Consider the following 19,261-nt stretch of genomic DNA (forward strand, 5'->3'; position numbering starts at 1 on the left):
GGTGGATGGCCGAGACCCCCTCGGCCGGCTCCCGTTCCGCCACCGCCGGCGCCCTGCGCTGCGGGGTCTGCGGAACCGAAAGCCGGCACCCCGCTTTCCGCCCGGCACCGCCCGAACAGGCGCCGGATCTCGATCTGCGGCCGGGGGAGCCGGTGCGCTCCACCATGGCGCGCTGGCTGCAGCAATGCCCGGGCTGCGGCTATGCCGCCCCCGATATCACCCGCGCCCATCCGGCGGCGGCGGAAGCCGTGCGCGCCGCGCCGTTCCGGGCCCTGCTGGCCGAGACCGGCACGCCGCCGCTGGCGCGCCGCTTCCTGGCCTGGGGCCTGGTGCTGGAGGAGACCGGCGCGCTGCATGCGGCCGCCGAGGCCACGCTGCACGCCGCCTGGGTGGCGGACGACCTCGGCCGGCCGGAGCTCGCCCGCGCCTGGCGGCTGGATGCCGTAGCGCTGTGGCGCAGCGGCCCGATGCTGGATGCCGAGCAGACCGTGCGCGTGATCGACGCGCTGCGCCGGGCAGAGGCCTGGGGCGATGCCAGCGCGACGGCGGAGGCGCTGGCGCTGCGCGAACCGCCGGAGGCGGTGGCCCAGGTGGTGGCGCTGGAGCGGCGGCTGATCCAGGCGCAGGATGCCGGGCGGCATACCGTGGCCTCCGCCCTGCCCCCGCCCTCCCGCCGGCCGCATGTGACGCATCAGCGGATCGAGGCGCGGGGCGAGGGCCTCTGGGCGCGACTGCGTCGCTGGCTCGGGCGGGGCTGAGGCGCGCGACTTATTCCGTGCAGGCCATCCGGAAGGTGCCCGTCTGGATATAGAGCCGCGCCGGACGGGCCGGCTGCAGCGTCAACTCGCAGCTCATATTCTCCTGCATATTGCTGGAAGCCCGGGCGCGCAGCCGGACGGCACTGGTATGCGGGGCAATGAAGGTCCAGCAGGCGGACTGGCCAAGCGGCAGGCTGCCCGGTCCGCCCTGCAGCCTCTGCCAGCCCTGCGGGGCCGGCGCGCCCGGCGTGGCCAAGGCCTCCAGCGTGAAGGAGGCGAAGAAGCGGCCGCGATTCTCGACGCAGATCTGATAGCGCGGCAGGCTGGGGTCCTGCTGGCCCGGGGGGAAGCTTTGCGCCGCCGCCGGCAGCGCCAGGCCTGCGATCAGGACCGGTGCGAAGGGGACCGGCGCGAACCGGCCGGCGCGGATCCAACCGCCGCCCGCCGTGCGCCTCGCCTCGGTGATCCTCGCCATCGCCTGGACTCCCCCGGAATTTGGCCAAGCGATACCGCGAGGCCGGTCGCGGATGCCAGTCGGCAGGGCCTCATGGCGCAATAGGTGCAGCCTAAGGCCACCGGCGGGCGACTTGCCCTGCGGAAATCGGCTGGATATAGTTATGTTATAACATTCGAAGGATCAGACTCGCCATGTTCCGGCGCAGCCTTCTCTCCCTGCCAGCCCTCCTGCTGGCGGTCCCCGCCCGGGCGCAGGCGCCGGCCACGCAGCCGCTGGTCGTCGCCTCCTTCTCCATCCTCGGCGACATGGTGGCGCAGATCGCCGGCGACCGGGTGCGGCTGCGCACCATCGCCGGGCCGAATGTGGATGCGCACAGCTTCGCGCCCCGCCCCTCCGACGCCCAGGCACTGCGCGAGGCGGCGCTGGTGGTGCGCAACGGGCTTGGCTTCGATGGCTGGATGGACCGCATGCTGCGCGCCGCCGGCTATCGCGGCGCGGTGGCCACGGCGACGGATGGCATCACACCGCGGCAGATGGACGGCCACGCGCACAACCACGACCATGGCGGCGCCGGCCGCCGCCACAGCCATTCGGTGGGCCCGCGCCAGGTGCCGGACCCGCATGCCTGGCAGGACCTGCGCTTCGGCATCCGCTATGCCCGCGGCATCGCCACCGCACTGGCCGCCGCCGTGCCGGCGCAGGCCGCGGCCATCGAGGCCGGCGCGGCCGCCTATGTCGCGCGGCTGGAGGCGCTGGACGCCTGGGTGCGGGCCGAGATCGCCAAGGTGCCGGAGGCCCGCCGCAAGGTGGTCACCAGCCACGACGCCTTCGGCTATTTCGGCGCCGCCTATGGCGTGACCTTCCTGGCGCCCCAGGGCATCTCGACCGAGGCCGAGCCCAGCGCGGCGGATGTGGCGCGGCTGATCCGCCAGATCCGCGCGGAGGGCATTTCGGCCGTCTTCCTGGAGAACATGGCCAATCCGTCCACGCTGGAGCGCCTGGCGCGCGAGGCCGGCGTGACCGTGCAGGGCCGGCTCTATGCCGACGCCCTGTCCGAGCCCGCCGGCCCCGCGCCGAGCTATGAGGCGATGTTCCGGCACAATCTCGGCCTGCTGGTCCCGGCCATGCGCGGTGCCGCATGAGGCCGTTGCTCGCCGCGCTCGCTGCGTTTTTGCCCATGGCCGCCGCCGCCCAGGATACGGCCAGCGGCTTCCGCCCGCATCTGGCGACGGAGGTCGATCTCGGCCTCTACACCGTCGGCACCACCAGCGCTTCCGACGCCGCCCGCCGCGGCACCAGCACCTATCTTTATGGCGAACTGGCCGCGGGCCTGCACCTGACGCCGAACTTCTCGCTGCAGGGCGTGCTGGCCTTCGAGCCGATCGGGGAGGGCGATGCCCTGGGCGGCACGCCGGATGGCGGCACCACCTTCTTCCGCCGGCAATCCGCCTTCCTGGAAGCGCTGTTCCTGGAATGGAAGCCGGATGCGGACACCACCCTGCAGGCCGGCCGCTTCGTCGCGCCCTTCGGCCGCGGCCACCACGACTTCCCGGGCATCCTCACGCGCATCCGCGCGCATGAGGTGAACGCCATCACGGACAGCCTGGGCGTCGCCGCGACCCACACCCTGTATTCCGACCTGACCTGGGGCGAGCACGACATCTCGGCGGCGGTCTTCACGCTGGACCGGACCTTCCTCTCCTCCACCCTGCTGACCCGCCGGTCCTGCTGCGACGAGCGCTACGAGCGCTTCAACCGCAACACCCGCGCCCAGGGCGGGCCGGGCAATACCGGGCAGTTCGACAATGCCGTGCTGGCGCTGGATGGCGACGGCTTCGCCTTCGCCCCCGGCCTGTCCTACCACGTGGGCCTGCTGACCCGCGGCGCCGGGGATGACGGCACGGCGCGCGAATGGGGCTACACCATCGGCCTGCGCTACGAGCAGCGCTGGTCCGCCACCCAGCGCACGCTGTTCTTCGCCGAGGGCGTGCAGTTCCGCAACGCCGCCGCCCGCCCGCGCACCGAGATCACGCTGCTCGGCCTCGACCCCGATACGGGCGAGGAGATCGAGACCATGCTGGACACCAGCATCCGCGAGCGCCGCACCTTCACCACGCTGGGCGTCCAGCACCGCATCGGGGAGTGGCGCGGGACGCTGGCCTGGCAGCGCGACCAGCGGAAGCGCAGCGTCGAGGCGCTGCCGACGGAGAATTACGTGGAGGCCTCCATCGGCACCGACCTGCCGTACAATTTCAGCATCGATGCCGGCTACCAGTATGCGCGCTATGCGCGGGAGGAGACGGGCGGGCTGGGGACCAGCCACGCGCTGCTGCTGCGGCTGGGGTGGCGGGGGTTTTGAGGGGGTAGAGCTGCCAGGGTTCTGGAGGGCACAGCCCCCACCCTCCCGCTCCGCGGGCCCCTCCCTCCCCCGCTCCGCAGGGGAGGGTTTGCTTCTCCCTCCCCTGCGAAGCGGGGGAGGGTCGGGGTGGGGGCTGCGCTGCCCCCCGCCCCCTGCCACCCTGCCCCGCATGGACTTCCCCACTACCGCCGCCGCGGCTCGCCTTCTCCAGCCCGAGCTCGCCGCCCGCGTCATCACCCAGGACGCGCTCCCCCCCATCCGCGTGGTCGCCGGCGCCGATGCCAGCACGCTGCGCTTCGACCCCACCCGCACCGTCCACGCCGCCATGGTCGCCCTCGATGCCGAGACCCTCACGCCGCTCGGTGAGGCCGGCGCCACCCGCGCCGGCGGCCTGCCCTATATCCCCGGCCTGCTCGGTTTCCGGGAAGTCCCGCCCCTCGCCGAGGCCTTCGCAAGACTCCCCGCACGCCCGGACCTGATCCTGGTGGATGGCCACGGCCTGGCGCATCCGCGCGGTCTCGGCGTCGCCTGCCTGCTCGGCGTCACGCTGGATGTGCCGACCATCGGCGTCGCGAAATCCCTGCTGGTCGGCAGCGTGGAAGGCGCCCTTGCCGACACGGCGGGGGCGGAGGCGCCGCTGGTCTGGAAGGACCAGGTGATCGGCGCGGCGATGCGCACCCGGCGCGGCGCCAACCCGATCTATGTCTCGATCGGCCACCGCATCTCGCTGCGCACGGCGCTCGCCTGGGTGCGCGCGCTGGGCCGCGGGCGGCGGCTGCCGGAGCCGACGCGGCTGGCGCATGAGGCCGCGACGCGCGTCCGGCTGGCGGCCCGCCCGGCCGCGGGGTAGATGCGGGGCATGGCACGCTTGTGGATGGTCTTGGGCGCCCTGTCGGGGCTGGTGGCGGTGGGCATGGCCGCCTATGCGAGCCATGGCCTGCCCCCCGAGACCGCCAGCCTCGCCAATACCGGCGCATCCCTGCAGGCCTGGCACGCGCTGGCGCTGCTGGGCTGCGGGCTGCTGGCGGAGCGCCGGCGCGGGCCGCTGGTGCATCTGGCGGCCGGCTGCTTCCTGCTCGGCACGCTGGGTTTTGCCGGCGGCGTCTATGTGCGGGTGCTGACCGAGACCTCGCTCGGCCCGGTCACGCCGGCGGGCGGCATGCTGCTGCTGGTGGGCTGGGGCCTGCTGGCCGCCGGCGCCGCGCTCGCCCCCGAGCGATGATCGCCAGCGCCTATCTCGCCGCCGAGGGGTTCGAACACGACCTGGCCGAGGAACTGTCCCGCGCCGGCCGCCGCGTTTCCGCCTGGCACGGGCGCCTGGCCCTCTCGCCCGACCCACCCGGCCCCGCCGCCTGGGCGCTGGAGGTCTGGACCGCGCCGCAGGAGATCCCCGTGCCCTCGGTGAAGCAGGCCGCCGATGCGCTGCGCGCCATCCAGCGCAACTGGGCCGGCTATGCCGCCGCGCATCACCGCCGCAGCGCGCTGATCACCGAAAAGCTGCCGCCGGTGAAGGCGCGGCCGCTGGCCTTTCCGGAACCGGCGCCCACCGGCCATCTCGGCGCCTGGACGCTGCTGGCGCCGGACCGGCTGCTGGCCAGCCCGACCAAGACCAGCCCTTTCGTGAATGGCGAGGTCGCCTTCCTCGAGGATCGCGAAGGCCCCCCTTCCCGCGCCTATCTGAAATTGTGGGAGGCGCTGACCCGCCTCGGCCGCCATCCTGGCCCCGGCGAGACCTGCCTCGATCTCGGCGCCGCGCCGGGCGGCTGGACCTGGGTGCTGGCCAAGCTGGGGGCGACCGTGGTGGCGGTGGACAAGGCGCCGCTGGACCCCGCGGTGGCGGCGATGCCGGGCGTGACCATGCGCGCCGAAAGCGCCTTCGGCCTGGATCCCCGGACGGAGCCCAGGGTGGATTGGCTGTTCAGCGACGTGATCTGCTACCCGTCGCGGCTGCTGGCCCTGGTGCAGCGCTGGATCGCGGCGGATGCGGCGCGCAATTTCGTCTGTACCCTGAAATTCCAGGGCGAGACCGACCACGCGACGGCCGAGGCTTTTGCCGCCATCCCCGGCGCGGTGCTGTTCCACGGCGCGCACAACAAGCACGAGCTGACTTTCGCGCGGCTGGCGTCCGGCGTCTGAGGGCCCAGCATCGCGGCGCGCTGGCGCGCCGAGCGGCCGCCGCCGGACGTCCGGCGAGCCAAGCGGCCGGAGGCCGCGCCCGGCGGTTGAGGGCATCGCATTTATGCGGGCGGCGGGGATCGAACCCGCATGGCACAAGGCCGAGGGTTTTTAAGACCCTTCCGTCTACCGTTCCGGCACGCCCGCCTGCCCGCCACTATGCCGGCGCGCAGCCGGCCTCGCCAGGGGCGGCCGAGGCGGGTTCAGACCGTCAGGCGGGGGGATGGTCCGCGATGGCGTGTTCCGGCAGGGCCAGCTCTGCCTCCAGCGGGCGCAGCACGCTCCACCATTCGCATTGCTCCTCCCGCCCCCGCGCGGCGCACCAGATATGGCCGATGCCGAGCGGCCGCATGCCCAGCCCGCGCAGCACGGCGCGGGAAGCCAGGTTGTCCGTCTGCACCGCCGCCCGCGCCTCGTTGACGCCGAGATGACGGAAGGCACCGGCCAATGCCGCCGGCGCAGCCTCTCGCATCAGCCCCGCGCCATGGAAGCGATCGCCCAGCCAATAGGACATCACGGCGCGGTTCCGATCGGCCTCGGCGCGGGAGGCGCTGATCCAGCCCGCCACGTCGCCGCTGTTCCGCAGGGTGATGATCAGGGGCAGGGCCAGCCCCGCCATGGCGGCGGCCCGCGCCTCCCCAAGCTTGGCGGCAGCGGCCTCGGGCGCCAGCCGAACCGGCCAGGAGGCCAGGCGCGCACTGATTTCGGGCCCCATCATCTCCGAAAGGGCAAGCGCATCTTCGGGGTGCGGCAGACGCAAGCACAGCCTTTGCGTGTAAATCTCACGAAAGACTTCGCCTGATGCGTTCATGCATCGAGTCTGCCACTGTTAACGGACCCTTACTAGCGTATCGATCAACCGAAGCGCGAGTCTTTTTCTTGGAAGATCAAAGAGGCGCGAGAGACTCCAGCGCCCATGACGAACATGTGATCGCGTATCAGAGAAGGTAAAAAATCCCGCTTTTCCGTGATACCTCCCCTGCCCCGAGGCACCTGCCCCGCCGAAGCCCAGGGCGGGAAAGGCAGCGAATTCCACCGCCCGGCCGGCCACCAGCGCGCCCGAGCGGGTGCGGGACGCGACCGTCGCCTGCTCCGCCCGCGTCGCGCCAAACAGGTAGATCGCCAGCGGAACCGGCCGGGCGGTGATCCAGGCGATGGCGGCGTCCAGGTCGGGCTGGGCCAGCACCGCCAGCACCGGGCCGAAGATCTCCTCCTCCCCCAGCGGCTGGCCCGGCGGGGGGAAGGCCAGCGCCAGGGCGCGCTGCCGGCCGGGGCCATCCGCGCCCAGCTTCTCCAGCGGCACGGCCCCCACAAGCCGGTCCAGCCGCGCGGCCTGGGCCTGGCTGGCGATGCCCGATTCCGGCGTGGCGATGCCACTCGCCCGGCAGGCATTGAGAAAGTCCTCGGGACGGTGGCCGACCAGCAGCACGGTGTCCGGCGCGATGCAGGTCTGGCCCGCATTCACCGCCTTGCCCGCCAGAATGTCCCGCGCCGCCACGGTGAGATCGGCGCCCGGCAGCACCAAGGCCGGGCATTTGCCGCCGAGTTCCAGCGTCACCGGCACCAGGTTGCGGGCCGCGGCCTCGGCCACCTTGCGGCCGGTCGCGGTGCCGCCGGTGAAGATCAGGTGGTCCCAGGCCTGGGCGGCGAAATCCGCGGCCACATCGGGCCCGCCCAGCACGGTGGCGGCGATGTCCGGGCCCAGCGCCTGCTCCAGCACCTCCGCCATCAGGGCGGCGGTGCGCGGCACCGCCTCGCTCGGCTTCACCGCCACGCGGTTGCCGGCGGCAATGGCATCCACCAGCGGCACCAGGGCCAGCTGCACCGGGTAGTTCCAGGGCGCCATGATGCCGACGATGCCCTTGGGCACCGGCTCCTCCCAGGCGCGGGCGGGCCAGAAGGGATAGGGCACGGCGACCCGGCGCGGCCGGGCCCAGGCCTTCAGGTGGCGGCGGGAATAGCGCGCCGCATCGACAGTACACAGCACATCTGCCAGCAGCGTTTCCAGGCGGGATCGGCCGCCGTAATCGGCATCCAGCGCGGCGGCCAGATCCTCCGCCCGCAGCAGCAGCGTCCGCACCAGGCTGTCCAGCAGCGCGCGCCGGCGCTCGAGCGGCAGGCGGCCATCCCGCGCCTCGGCCGCGCGAAGCCGGGCCAGGGCTTCCCCTGGCGTCACGCCGGCACCGCCTGCCGGCGCGCCAGGGCATAGAGGATGGCGGCCGCCGCGGCCTCCCCCGAGCGGACCGCCGCCTCGATCGTCGCCGGCAGCTCCGCCACGGTCCAGTCGCCGGCCAGCGCCAGGTTGGCCAGCGGCCGGCGCGGCGGCAGGGCGGGCGGATTCAGCCCGTGGCGCGGCGTGGCGCGGCGCTCGCGCACGGCGCGCGCGGGCGGCGGGGCGGCGGGCCATTCGCCGGGCAGGCCGAAGCGCAGCCCGGCCTGGCGCACCTCCGGCCAGATCCGTGCCGCGGCTTCGGCATCGGTCAGGCCGATGCTGCCATCGGCCGCGCTGACGGTGACGGAAATGCCGCCCGGCCGCACCAGCACCCATTGCGAAAGCCCGCCCAGCAGACCCAGGAAACGCACCGGATGGTCCCCCACCGCACCCGAGTCCGGGCGGCTGAAATGCAGGTTCAGGATCGGCGCATGGCGCTGCGGCACGGAAAGCCCGGGCAGCAGCCGCGCCGCCTCCCAGGGCGGCAGGGCCAGCACCACGCCATCGGCGGGACCCACCGGCAGGCTGGTGCCCGCGAATTCCAGCGCGGCGACGCGGCCGCCCGCCTGCACCACCTCCCGCAGCCGGCTGCCGGTGCGGAGATTGGCGCCGTGGCAGGCCAGCGTCGCCAGGGCCGGCGCCACCAGGTCCGGCCCGAGCCCCTGGCGCGCCACCAGCAGCCGCGCCGCGCCACGCCCGCCCAGCCGCCGCAGCACCGCCCCCAGCAGCCGGGCGGAGGCTTCCTGCACCGGCGTGTTCAGCGCCGCGACGGTCAGCGGTTCCACCAGCGCGCGCAGCAGCCTGGGATGGCCGGCGAAGGCGGCGGCGACGCTGCGGTCCGCGCCGGGCAGGGCCAGCCGCAGCAGGGCGAACAGGGCGCCCAGCGTCATCCCCTCCGGCCGCCTGGCCGCATCGGCCCAGCCGAGCGGTGAGAGGGATACGCGCCTGGCGCTGCCGGTTTCGAGGTCCAGCACCGGCAGCCCGGCCGGCTCGGGCTCCACCCAGCCCTCCTGCGCGCCGATCTGGGCCAGGAAGCGCAGCGCCGCGCGATTGGCGCCGAGCAGCGCATGGGTGCCATTGTCCGTGCCATCCGGCAGCGCCCGGGCGCGGCCGCCGGCGACGGGCGCGGCCTCATGCAACGCCACCCGCTGGCCGGCCCGCACCAGGGCCAGCGCGGCGGCGAGACCGGCGATGCCGGCGCCGATCACATGCACCGTCATGGCCGCAAGGCCAGCCAGGCCATGCGCAGCTTCTCCACCCGCGTCAGCCGGGGTCGTGTCCGGGGATGGGCGAAGCCGCGCGCCAGCATGCGCTGCAGCAGGCGGCGATAGCCCCACATCATGATCCGTGCCGGCTTCATCGCCGCCGCATCATGGTCCTGCAATTCCAGCGCCGCTTGCGCGAAGCCGGCCTCGGCCCGCGCCGCCAGCTCCGCGCAGCAGAGCGCGAAGCCCGGATGCTGCAGCACCAGGTCGGGCGGCCCCGCCGGCACGCCGTGCCTGGTCAGCAGCGTGGCGGGGACATAGAGGCGGTCGATCGCCGCATCCTCCTCCACGTCGCGGACGATGTTCACCAGTTGCAGGGTGCGGCCGAGCGCCAGGCCGAAATCCTCCGCCGCCGGCGCGCCGAAGATGCGCACCGCCATGGCGCCGACGCTGCCGGCGACGCGGCGGCAATAGGCGTCCAGCGCCGCCTCATCCGCAATGCGCAGCCCGGGCGTCGCATCCGTCTCCATGCCCGCGATCATCGCCTCGCATTCCGCGCGGGGCAGGTCGAATTCCTGCCGCGCCCAGGCAAGCTCGGCCGAAAGCGCGCAATCCGGCGCCGCCAGCTTGGCCCGCCAGCCGGCCAGCAGGCGGCGCTTCTCCGCCTCCGGCATGGCGCCATCGGCGATATCGTCCACGGCGCGGCAGAAGCCATAGACGGCATAGAGCGCACGGCGGCGCCCGCCCTTCAGCACCGCCATGCCGCGTCCGAAGCTGCTGCCGGCGCGGTCGACGCGCGCCCGCACCACCGCGGCATCGGAGGGTGGGTCGCGCAGCAGGCTGGCGAAGGCGGCGGCGAAATCGGCGCGGCCCAGCGCCACCCGCCCCCGCACCGGATCCGCCGCCCGCAGTCTTGCCAGCAGACGCCAGCCCAGGGCCAGGGTGACGGCGGCTTGGCGGCGGAGGCGGGAGCGGAGCAGGCGGGGAAGCGGGGCCGCAACCTCCAGCTTCGCCTCCACCCGGTCCAGCGCGGCATCCAGCACGGCGCGGCGCTGGGGATTGGCGGGATCGAAGAATTCGGCCTCCCCGCCGGCCAGGGCCATCCAGGGCCCGGGCAGGTAGATGCGGTCCAGCCGCGCGCGATCCTCCACCAGGTCCTGCAGGTGGTTCAGGATCTGCAGCGCGGTGCAGAGCGCATCGGCGGCGCGCGGCGCCTCGGGATGATCCTCCCCATGCAGGCGCAGCAGCATGCGGCCCACCGGCTCAGCCGACCGGGCGCAATAGTCCTCCAGCGCCGGCCAATCCGCGTAGCGCTTCTGCACCGCATCCTGGCGGAAGGCAGTCAGCAGCTGGCGCGCCTCCTCCGTACCCACGGCGGCGAGCGGGCCGGCGGGATCGTCCAGCCGGCGTTCCAAGGCGGCCAGCCGCATCAGCTTCGCCGCGGGCGACAATTCCGGCGCATCGGCGATGTCATCGGCCATGCGGGCGAAGCGGTAGAAGGCGAGCACCTTCGGCCGCAGCGCCGGCGGCAGCAGGCGGGAGGCGACGGGGAAGTTTTCCGTCGTTTCGGTGCGGTTCGGCGCCCGGTCCGCGGGGGGGACGGCGAGCCCGTCCGCGAATTCGGGCCGGTCCATGCTCAGGCGGGTCCGCGGAGGCCGGGCGGAGCGCAGCGAAATCCGACCTGCGACCCGAAGGGTCGAGCGCGCGAATGCGCGCCGCGGCTTATGCCGCGAAGCCGAGCCGCGCGGATGCGCGGCGCCGGCGTTTGAGGGCGCGAAGGTGAAAGCTTCGCGCGTCTGGCATCAAACCGTGCCATAGGCGCGCCCCTTCCAGCCGGCCGGCTTGCCCATCAGCCCGCGCACCAGCGCCACCCATTGGATCGCCAGCGCCATCGCCACCGTCAGCGGATGCAGCGGAATGGTCCACCAGGGCTCTCGCACCCGCAGCGTCACCGCGGCGCGCAGGGCGAAGCCGAGGGCCAGCGCCAGCAGCGCCGCGCTGCGCGGCAGGAAGACGAAGGGCCACAGATGCGCGCCGGCCAGCATCACGGTCCAGATCGGCAGGCCCACGGGGGTGGCCATGCCTTCCCGTGCATTCTTGATGAAGCCGGCCCAGCTGTCGCGGAAGTTCGTGTACATGCGGCAGGTGGCCAGGCCATGGCCCTCGACGATCTCGGTGGCCAGCCCGTGCTCCCGCATCCGCCGCGCCAGCGCCAGCCCGTCATGCAGCACGCCGCGCACAGCCTCATGCCCGCCAGCCGCAAAATACCCCTCGCGCTCCACCAGCAGCAGCTGGCCGCAGGCCGCGGCCATGCCGGGCCTGCGGGTGAAGGCGCGGCCGCCGCCCGGCAGGTAGCAGAACAGAAGAAAGTTGATCATCGGCACGGTCAGCGCCTCGCCCAGCGAGCCGATCGCCTGGCGCGGCACGCCGGTGACCATCGCCGTGCCGGTGCGCGCCGCATGGCCCGTCATGCTGGCCGCAGCCTCCGGCGCCAGGCGCACATCGGCATCGATGAACAGGAAATGCGTGCCGCGCGCCGCCGCGGCCAGGCGCGCGCAGGCATGCACCTTGCCGGTCCAGCCCGGCGGCAAAGCCGGTGCCACCTCCAGCCGCACCCGCGCATCCTTGGCAGCGTAATCCTGCACGATCCGCGCCGTGGCATCGGTGGAGCCGTCATCCATCACCACCACCTCCACCGCCACGCCGCGGGAAGCGAGCGCGGCATCGAGGCAGGCGGCGATATTCGCCGCCTCGTTCCGCGCCGGGACGAGGATGGAAACCAGGCTGCCCTCGGGCGGCGTGCCGCGCGGCGGGCGCACCAGGAACAGGTTCACCACGCCCATGCTGGCAGGGAACATGGCCAGGGCCAGGGCGATCCAGGCCCAGGTGAATTCGAGATCCATCGCTAGCCCGCCCCTCCCCTGCGATCCCCTTCGGGATCGTGTCTTGGATCGAATGATTGTCCCTTCGCGGCCGAAAGCAAGCGCCTCCAGAGCTGATAGATGCCGCCCATGCCCTCCGGCCCCCGCAGCAGCGTCTCGAAGCGCGCGGGATCGCGGGCGATGGCATCCTGCGCCAGGCGGTCCATGGTGGCGGCCAGGGCATCGGACAGCACCGAAAGCCGATCCTCCCGCGGCAGGGCGGCCAGTGTCGCGGCGGTGATCGGCTCGCCGAAGGCGCAGAGCATCTCCGCCTTGCGCTCGGTCCAGAAGGGATAGTCCAGCGCCAGGGGGACGAACAGCGCATCCGGCGTCATCTCCGCCAGGCGGGACATGCCGGGGGCGATCGGCACGGGGCGTTCCCGCACATCGCTGAAGCGGCCCGGCGCGTTCATCCACAGCATGCGGTCCGGCGCGGCCAGCACCTCCCGCGCCGTGCGCAGGAAGGCGACCGCGCCGCGCGGCGTGCCACCCTCCACGCCGAAGACGCCGATGCGGGTCATGAAGCGGTAGCGCGTCAGCGCCGCCGCATCCATCGGGATGAACATCCGGCGGTCCGGGAACAGCCGCTGCGACAGCAGCATGAAGGCGACGCCGTCCCACCAGCCGGGATGGTTGGCAAACACCACCAGCGGCCGCGCGCCATAGCGCTGCGGCAGGCCCCAGCTGGCCACCCGCGCCGCCCGCATATGGGTGCGGAAGAAGCGGGTGAACATGTAATGGAAGAACGCCATGCGGCGCGGGTCATAGAGCGCGATCGGGCTCCCGCCCGCCTCACCCCGGGCCCTTTCCGGCATGGCGTTCATCGCAAGGGCTATTCGGCCGCGGCGGCCAGCTCCGCCTCCCGCCGCCCGGCCTCGCGCGCCGCATCCGACATGCCGCGGCCGCCGCGGTCGCGGTCCAGCGCGTCGGCTGCGATCCAGCCGGACATCATCACCATCGGCATGCCCGGCCCCGGATGCGCCGCGCCGCCGCAGAGATACAGGCCCTTCACCATCTTGGACCGGTTGCCCGGCTTGAAGGCGCCGGTGAAGCTGCCATGGCTGGCCAGGCCATAGATCGCGCCATCCAGCACCTTGTAGCGGTTGTGGATATCGACCGGCGTGAGCTTGCCCTCCACCACGATCCGCTCCTCGATATCCTCGAGCCCCGCGGTGCGCTTCAGCTTGTCCAGGATGGTCTGCCGATACTGAGGAAACATCTTCGACCAGTCGTGATGCGGGCGCAGATAGGGCGTGTGCACCAGCACATAGAGCGCCTCGCCGCCCTCCGGCGCCGTGGTGTCGTCACTGCACGACGTGGCCGCGAGATAGGCGGTGGGGTCCGGCGCCGGCTCGCCCTTCTTGTAGATCGCATCGAACTCCTCCTCCGCATCGCGGGAGAAGACGAAGTCATGATGCGCCAGGTGGTCGTAGCGCTTGTTGAGGCCGAGATAGAGCACCACGCCCGAACAGGCCGGCTCGAAATTCTTCTTGGCGTATTTCCGACCGGGCTCGCCGCCGACCAGTTCCTTGTAGGTGCGGATCGCATCCATGTTGGAGATCACCGCATCGCAGGCGATCGTCTCGCTGCCCACACGCACGCCCTTGATGGCGCCATTCTCGATGTCGAAGCCCGTCACCTCGGCATTGGTGCGCAGCTCCGCGCCCAGCTCGCCCGCCAGCTTCGCCAGCCCCTCCGCCACCGCACGCGTGCCACCCACCGGATACCAGACGCCCTCGCTGGCCTGCATGTCGCCGATCGAACACACCACCGCCGGCGCCAGATAGGGGGAGGAGCCGATATACTGGCAGTAGTGATCGAGCATCTGCGCCAGCCGCTCATCCGGCACATGCCCGCGAATCACCTTGGCCGCCGTCTGGCCCATCTTCAGCGACAAGACATCCCGGATCGTGCCCGGGTTCATGTTCGCCTTCATGTCGATGGTGTCCGTCACCCCCTCGACCGGCCGCCAGAAGAAGAATTTTTCCGAAACCCCATGCAGGTGACGGCTCTCCTCCTGGAACTTGCGATAGCCCTCACCGAGCCCCCTGCCCGGCGCGAACTTCTCGATCTCCGCCTGCATCGTGGCGACATCCGCCATCAGGTCGATGCGCGTGCCATCCTCGAAGAAACACCGCCACTGCGGATCCAGCCGGATCAGCGGCAACTCCCGCGCCTGGTCGCGCCCCGCCTCCGCAAAAATCCGCCGCAACACCCGCGGCACCGTCAGAATCGTCGGTCCCATGTCGAAGCGGAAAGACCCCGACCCATCCGGCGCATCCAGCGTCAGAACCGCCGCCTTCCCCCCCAACCAGGGATTCTTGTCCAGCAAGGTCACCCGATGCCCGCGCGCCGCCGCCACACACGCCGCCGCCAGGCCACCCAGGCCACCCCCCACCACCACCACCCGGTCTGCCATGCGTGCGTCCTCCGTGTCGTCCGAAGTCTTAGCCAAGTTTCGTGCGGATGGCTCGCAGGGAGGGCGCTGCCCTCCCTGCACCCTCCCGCGAAGGGGCAGTTGGCCCCTTCGAACCCAGGGATGAGGGGTGGAAGGGAGGAGGGGCACCGCGGCACCGCCGGCCCGGCGGTCGCTCCATGCCCCTCCTCCCTTCCACCCCTGAACGGGATTCCAAAGGGACCACTGTCCCTTTGGCGGGGGTGCAGGGGGCAGCGCCCCCTGCGGACCACCCGCGCAGGAACCAGAGCTTAAGGCTCCGCCGTCACCGGGGTTGCCGCGCGGAAGCCGCTGTCGGCGGTAGGCCGGCTGGGGGCGCCGGACAGGCCGAGGTCCTGGGCGAGCAGGCCGGTGGTGATGCGGGCGCCTTCGTAGATGACGGGCAGTCCGCTGCCGGGGTGGGTGCCGCCGCCGACCAGGTAGACGCCGTCCACTTCGCGGAAGCGGTTGCCGGGGCGGAATAGCAGCATTTGCGGCAGGTCGTGGGCCAGGTTGAAGGTGGCGCCGTAGCCGACCGCGTAGTCCTGTTCCCAGTCATGCGGAGCGACGATGCGTTCGTACTTGATGTGCGGCCGCAGGTCGCCGAGGCCGAGGACTTTCAGGCGGTCGAGTGCGATGTCGCGGAAGCGGGCGGCCTGGTTCTGCCAGTCCGGTTGCACGATCAGGTTCGGCACGGGAACCAGCACGTAGAGGGCGGAGTGGCCTTCGGGGGCCAGTGTCGGGTCGGTGGCGCCGGCGTGCTGGACGTAGAGCGAGGGGATTTCCGGGATTTCGCCGGATTCGATCTGGCCGATGTTCTGCCGGTATTGCTCGGAGAGGATGACGTTGTGGTGGGCGACGCCGGGCAGGGTCCGGTCGAGGCCGAGGTAGAGCATGAAGGTGGAGCAGGAGTAGCGGGCCTTGCTGATCTTCTTGTCGGTCCAGCCTTTGCGGCGGAGGTGGTCCGGGATCAGCTTTGGGATGGCGCCGGCGAAGTCCGCGTTCACCACCACGGCGTCGGCATCGTGGCGGGTGCCACCGATCTCGACGCCCTTGGCGCGGCGGCCTTCGAAGGCGATGCGGTCGATCGGGCTGTTCAGGCGGATATCAGCGCCGAGGCGTTCGGCCACGCGGGCCATGGCGTTGGAGACGGCACCGCAGCCGCCGATCGGGTGGAAGACGCCGTGTTCGTATTCCAGGAAGGACAGGATGGTGAACAGCGCCGGGCACTTGAACGGCGACATGCCCAGGTATTTGGTCTGGAAGGAGAAGGCCAGGCGGACGCGGGGGTCCTTGAAGTGGCGCGCCAGGTCGCGGTCCACGGTGGACCAGGGCTTCATCAGCGGCAGCGCCTTGATCATGTCCGGGCGGATCATGTCGGCGGCGGTGGAGAAGGCGCGTTCCAGCACCGGCCGGAAGGCTTCCAGCTTGGCGCGGTTTTCCCGCATGAAGGGGCGCAGGCCCTTGGCGTCCTCGGGCGAGATGCGGGCGATCTCGGCTTCCATGCGGTCGAGGTCGGCGCTGGCGTCCAGCTTCGTGACGTCGCCGCCCTGTTCGAAGAGCAGCCGGTATTGCGGCTCCAGCCGCCGCATATCGACTTCCTGTTCCAGGTCCGCGCCGCAGCGGGAGAAGATCTCCTTCAGGATGCGCGGATACAGGAAGAAGGTGGGCCCCAGGTCGAAGCTGTAGCCTTCGGGGGAGGTCAGGGTGCGGGTGCGCCCGCCAACCACCTCATCTTTTTCATAGACCGTGACCCTGGCGCCGGAGGCGGCCAGCAGCATGGCGGCGGCGAGGCCCCCGGGCCCGGCGCCGACGATAGCGACCTTGGGGCGGGAGCGGTGAAGGGCGGGGGAGGACAGGGGTGCGGTCATGTGAGTGGGGTGCAAATGCGTGCGCCGCCCCAGCCTGCAAGAGGTCCGGACATGGGGTTAATGCACCATTGGCGCAGGAACGGCTGCGCCCCCTTGGATTTCGCGGCACCGCGCCTCGGCCCGCGGCAGCAGGCGGGCCAGGTAGAAGCCGGCCAGGGGCGCATGGGTGGGGGAGGCTGCGGCGGCGCGCGCCAGCATCCAGCCGCCCAGCAGCCAGCCACAGGCATCGAGATAGGCGGCCGCCAGGGATTGCGCCGTATCGGGGTCCTGCGCCTGCAGGGCGAGCATGTGGTCCGTCGCCTGGCTGAGGCGGGCGGTGGGCTCGGCCAGGCGGGGGTCGCTGGCGGCGACCTCCGCCAGCAGGCCGCGCATCGCGGCGCCCTCGTCGCGGGCCAGCTTGCGCACCAGCAGGTCGATGGCCTGGATGCCGTTGGTGCCCTCATAGATCGGGGCGATGCGGGCGTCGCGCAGCACCTGGGCGGCGCCGCTATCCTCGACGAAGCCCATGCCGCCATGCACCTGGATGCCGAGGCTGGCATTCTCCACGCCCCGGTCGGTGCACCAGGCCTTCACGATAGGGGTGAGCAAGGCGAGGCGGGTGGCGCCGGATTCCTCGCCCAGCAGGTGGTGGCGGTCCAGCGCCGCGGCGGCTTCCAGCGCCAGCAGCCGACCGGCCAGGGTGGTGGCGCGCATCTCGGCCAGCATGCGGGCGACATCGGGGTGCTGCGCGATCATGCGGCCGTTCTGGCTGCGCTGCGCGGCATAGGCTTCGGCCAGCGCCAGGGCGCGGGCGCCCTGGCCGACGCCCTGCACGCCGACGGCCAGGCGGGCGGCGTTCATCATGGCGAACATGGCGTTCAGGCCGCGGCCGGGCTCGCCCACCAGCTCGGCCTCGGCGCCGTCGAACAGCATGATGCAGGTGGGCGAGGCGTGGATGCCGAGCTTGTGCTCGATGCCGCCGCAACGCAGCCCGTTGCGCTGGCCATTGGGCAGGACCCTGGGCGCGGCGAACAGCGAGATGCCGCGGGAGCCTTCGGGCGCGCCGGGCAGCCGGGCCAGCACCAGGTGGAGAATGTTTTCGGTGAGGTCGTGCTCGCCCCAGGTGATGTAGATTTTTTGCCCATGCAGGGCGTAGCGGCCCTCACCCACCGGCTCCGCGCGGCAACGCAGGGCGGACAGGTCGGAGCCGGCCTGTGGCTCGGTCAGGCACATGGTGCCGGTCCAGGTCCCGGAGACGAGGTTGGGCAGCCAGCGCGCCGCCTGGTCGGGCGTCGCATGGCCCACCAGCAGGTCGATGGCGCCGGCCGTCAGCACCGGGCCGAGGAAGAAGGCCATGTCGGCGGCGGAGGCCAGTTCGGTCACGGCGATCCACAGCGCATGCGGCAGGGCCTGGCCGCCATGCTCGGCCGGCGCGGCGATACCCTGCCAGCCGCTCTCGATCCAGTCGCGCATCAGCTGGCTGTAGTGCGGCGGCACGGTGACCGTGCCATTGGCGTAGCGGGCGCCGTGGCGGTCCGCCTGCTGCCAGCCGGGCGCCATTTTTTCGCCGGTGAAGCGGGCGGCTTCCTCGACCAGGGCGGCGATATCGGCGGCGTCGAGCCGCGCGCCGGCGGCTTCCGTCAGGGAAGGCAGGTCGATCACCCGGGTCAGGCCGAGCACCAGGTCGTCCGTCACGCTCATGCGAGGGAGCCTTGTTCGAGATCGGCCAGCAGGCCGGGCGGGGGTGGGGTGGCGCCGGCGGCCCAGCCGGGCAGGCCCATCGCCAGGGTGGCGTCGCCCGCGGCCCGCGCCAAAGCCAGACCGAGCAGCGCACCGAACTTGAAGCCGTGGCCCGAGAATCCGGACATGACGAAGGCGCGTTCCCCCAGCCGCTCCACCACGAATCGCTCCCCCGGTTCCACGTCGTAATAGCAGGCGGCGGCGGAAAGCACGCGATAGCTCTCGAGGTCCCGGATCCGGTGCCGCGCCAGGTGCAGGATCGCCTCCGCCTCGGCGGGGCTGGCCTCGCGCGGGGCATCGGGGTCGGAGGTCGGGGCGAAGCGGTGGTCGCCGATCTTCAGCGGCGTGCCGGCCACCGGCGGCACGGCGTAGAAGCCGCCATCCTCGGCCAGGTCCAGCAGCATGGGCGCGGTCCGCCAGCCTTCCGAATGGGCGGGCGGCGGGACCAGGCGGACGATGATCTGCCGCGTCGGGCGCACCCGTGCGGCCAGCGCGGGCAGCAGCCGCGGCGCCCAGGGGCCGGCGGCCACCACCAGCAGGTCCGCCTGCAGCCGCGTGCCATCGGCGAGCGTCACCGCCCCACGGGCGGGGTCGACCGAAAGGGCGTGGCCGCGGCGGATATCGATGCCGCGGCCGGCCAGCTGGCGGGCCAGCAGTTCCACGATGCGCCGCGCCAGCAGCACGCCGCCCGACGGCAGGTGGAAGGCGCTCGCGATGCCATCCGGCGAGAGCCAGGGATAGCGCGCAGCCACCGTCTCGGCCCCCAGCGCCTGCACCGCATGGCCATCGGCGCGCAGGGCCGCCTGGCTTTCCGCCAGCCAGCCGCCGGGGGCATTGGCCAAGGCGAGGACGCCGGTCGGCACATAGGGCCGCTCCCCGGCCTCGGCGAAAAGCAGGTCCCAGGCGGCATGGGCGGGGTCGATCATCCGCATATAGCCGAGCGCCGCGCCATAGGCGTGGCGGATCAGACGGTGGTCGTCCACGGAGCTGCCGCGGGGATTGGGCACGGGATCCTGGTCCACCACCCGCACCGCCCAGCCGGCGCGGGACAGCGCCCAGGCGGCCGAGAGGCCCATGACGCCGGCACCAAGAACAAGAGCGCTTCGCATGCGCGCAGTTTGGCCTGTCGCGCGCCAGTTGTGAAAGGGGG

General features: G+C 72.4%; 17 protein-coding genes and 1 tRNA gene. 6 read left to right on the forward strand and 12 right to left on the reverse strand.

Going from position 1 to position 19,261, the window contains the following annotated elements:
• The first annotated feature begins 5 nt into the window (after positions 1 to 5).
• Complete coding sequence (locus J3S20_RS01415; protein WP_216833919.1) at positions 6 to 758, forward strand: hypothetical protein; 753 nt, start codon at positions 6 to 8, stop codon at positions 756 to 758.
• A gap of 10 nt (positions 759 to 768) precedes the next feature.
• Here J3S20_RS01415 and J3S20_RS01420 read toward each other — a convergent pair whose 3' ends face one another.
• Positions 769 to 1,233 carry a hypothetical protein gene (locus J3S20_RS01420; RefSeq protein WP_216833921.1) on the reverse strand — a complete coding sequence of 155 codons (465 nt, stop codon included), beginning with the start codon at positions 1,231 to 1,233 and terminating at the stop codon, positions 769 to 771.
• 173 nt (positions 1,234 to 1,406) lie between these two features.
• On the opposite strand from J3S20_RS01420, the gene J3S20_RS01425 reads away from it, so the two are divergent.
• The 5 genes from J3S20_RS01425 to J3S20_RS01445 all read left to right on the forward strand — a co-directional run bounded on the left by J3S20_RS01425 (position 1,407) and on the right by J3S20_RS01445 (position 5,710).
• Positions 1,407 to 2,357, forward strand: coding sequence for a metal ABC transporter solute-binding protein, Zn/Mn family (locus J3S20_RS01425; RefSeq protein ID WP_216833922.1), 951 nt, complete (start codon positions 1,407 to 1,409; stop codon positions 2,355 to 2,357).
• Between the two features lie 35 nt (positions 2,358 to 2,392).
• Positions 2,393 to 3,574 (forward strand): hypothetical protein, encoded by a 1,182-nt coding sequence (locus tag J3S20_RS01430; protein WP_216833924.1) that lies wholly within the window; start codon positions 2,393 to 2,395, stop codon positions 3,572 to 3,574.
• Between the two features lie 169 nt (positions 3,575 to 3,743).
• Positions 3,744 to 4,424, forward strand: a complete 681-nt coding sequence (locus J3S20_RS01435) for an endonuclease V (RefSeq protein ID WP_216833926.1) — start codon at positions 3,744 to 3,746, stop codon at positions 4,422 to 4,424.
• Positions 4,425 to 4,433: 9 nt separating this feature from the next.
• Positions 4,434 to 4,796, forward strand: coding sequence for a DUF423 domain-containing protein (locus tag J3S20_RS01440; RefSeq protein WP_216833927.1), 363 nt, complete (start codon positions 4,434 to 4,436; stop codon positions 4,794 to 4,796).
• Complete coding sequence (locus J3S20_RS01445; RefSeq protein ID WP_216833928.1) at positions 4,793 to 5,710, forward strand: SAM-dependent methyltransferase; 918 nt, start codon at positions 4,793 to 4,795, stop codon at positions 5,708 to 5,710. Before J3S20_RS01440 ends, J3S20_RS01445 begins: the two co-directional genes overlap by 4 nt.
• 104 nt (positions 5,711 to 5,814) lie before the next feature.
• On the opposite strand, the gene J3S20_RS01450 is transcribed toward J3S20_RS01445, so the two are convergent.
• The 11 genes from J3S20_RS01450 to J3S20_RS01500 form a co-directional block, all read right to left on the reverse strand.
• Positions 5,815 to 5,896 (reverse strand) — tRNA-Leu (locus tag J3S20_RS01450).
• Positions 5,897 to 5,960: 64 nt separating this feature from the next.
• Positions 5,961 to 6,560, reverse strand: a complete 600-nt coding sequence (locus J3S20_RS01455; RefSeq protein ID WP_216833930.1) for a GNAT family N-acetyltransferase — start codon at positions 6,558 to 6,560, stop codon at positions 5,961 to 5,963.
• 18 nt (positions 6,561 to 6,578) lie between these two features.
• Entirely contained in the window at positions 6,579 to 7,925 is a 1,347-nt protein-coding gene (locus J3S20_RS01460) for an aldehyde dehydrogenase family protein (protein ID WP_216833932.1), read from the reverse strand.
• The gene (locus tag J3S20_RS01465; RefSeq protein ID WP_216833934.1) at positions 7,922 to 9,181 is read right to left on the reverse strand and encodes a hydroxysqualene dehydroxylase; all 1,260 of its coding nucleotides are present in this window, start codon (positions 9,179 to 9,181) and stop codon (positions 7,922 to 7,924) included. Before J3S20_RS01465 ends, J3S20_RS01460 begins: the two co-directional genes overlap by 4 nt.
• The gene (locus J3S20_RS01470) at positions 9,178 to 10,800 is read right to left on the reverse strand and encodes a squalene/phytoene synthase family protein (protein WP_216833936.1); all 1,623 of its coding nucleotides are present in this window, start codon (positions 10,798 to 10,800) and stop codon (positions 9,178 to 9,180) included. The genes J3S20_RS01465 and J3S20_RS01470 overlap by 4 nt, the downstream gene beginning before the upstream one ends.
• A gap of 168 nt (positions 10,801 to 10,968) precedes the next feature.
• Positions 10,969 to 12,069 (reverse strand): glycosyltransferase, encoded by a 1,101-nt coding sequence (locus J3S20_RS01475; RefSeq protein WP_216833937.1) that lies wholly within the window; start codon positions 12,067 to 12,069, stop codon positions 10,969 to 10,971.
• Positions 12,070 to 12,071: 2 nt separating this feature from the next.
• Positions 12,072 to 12,839, reverse strand: a complete 768-nt coding sequence (locus tag J3S20_RS01480) for a lysophospholipid acyltransferase family protein (RefSeq protein WP_246602225.1) — start codon at positions 12,837 to 12,839, stop codon at positions 12,072 to 12,074.
• A gap of 80 nt (positions 12,840 to 12,919) precedes the next feature.
• Positions 12,920 to 14,506, reverse strand: coding sequence for a phytoene desaturase family protein (locus J3S20_RS01485; protein ID WP_216833941.1), 1,587 nt, complete (start codon positions 14,504 to 14,506; stop codon positions 12,920 to 12,922).
• Between the two features lie 287 nt (positions 14,507 to 14,793).
• Entirely contained in the window at positions 14,794 to 16,392 is a 1,599-nt protein-coding gene (crtI, locus tag J3S20_RS01490; RefSeq protein ID WP_216833942.1) for a phytoene desaturase family protein, read from the reverse strand.
• Positions 16,393 to 16,449: 57 nt separating this feature from the next.
• On the reverse strand, positions 16,450 to 18,072 hold the full coding sequence (locus J3S20_RS01495; protein ID WP_216833944.1) for an acyl-CoA dehydrogenase: 1,623 nt from the start codon (positions 18,070 to 18,072) through the stop codon (positions 16,450 to 16,452).
• Entirely contained in the window at positions 18,069 to 19,220 is a 1,152-nt protein-coding gene (locus J3S20_RS01500; RefSeq protein WP_216833945.1) for an FAD-dependent oxidoreductase, read from the reverse strand. Before J3S20_RS01500 ends, J3S20_RS01495 begins: the two co-directional genes overlap by 4 nt.
• Positions 19,221 to 19,261 lie beyond the last annotated feature (41 nt).

Source organism: Falsiroseomonas tokyonensis (genome assembly GCF_019024325.1).
In the GTDB taxonomy this organism is placed as follows: Bacteria; Pseudomonadota; Alphaproteobacteria; order Acetobacterales; family Acetobacteraceae; genus Falsiroseomonas; species Falsiroseomonas tokyonensis.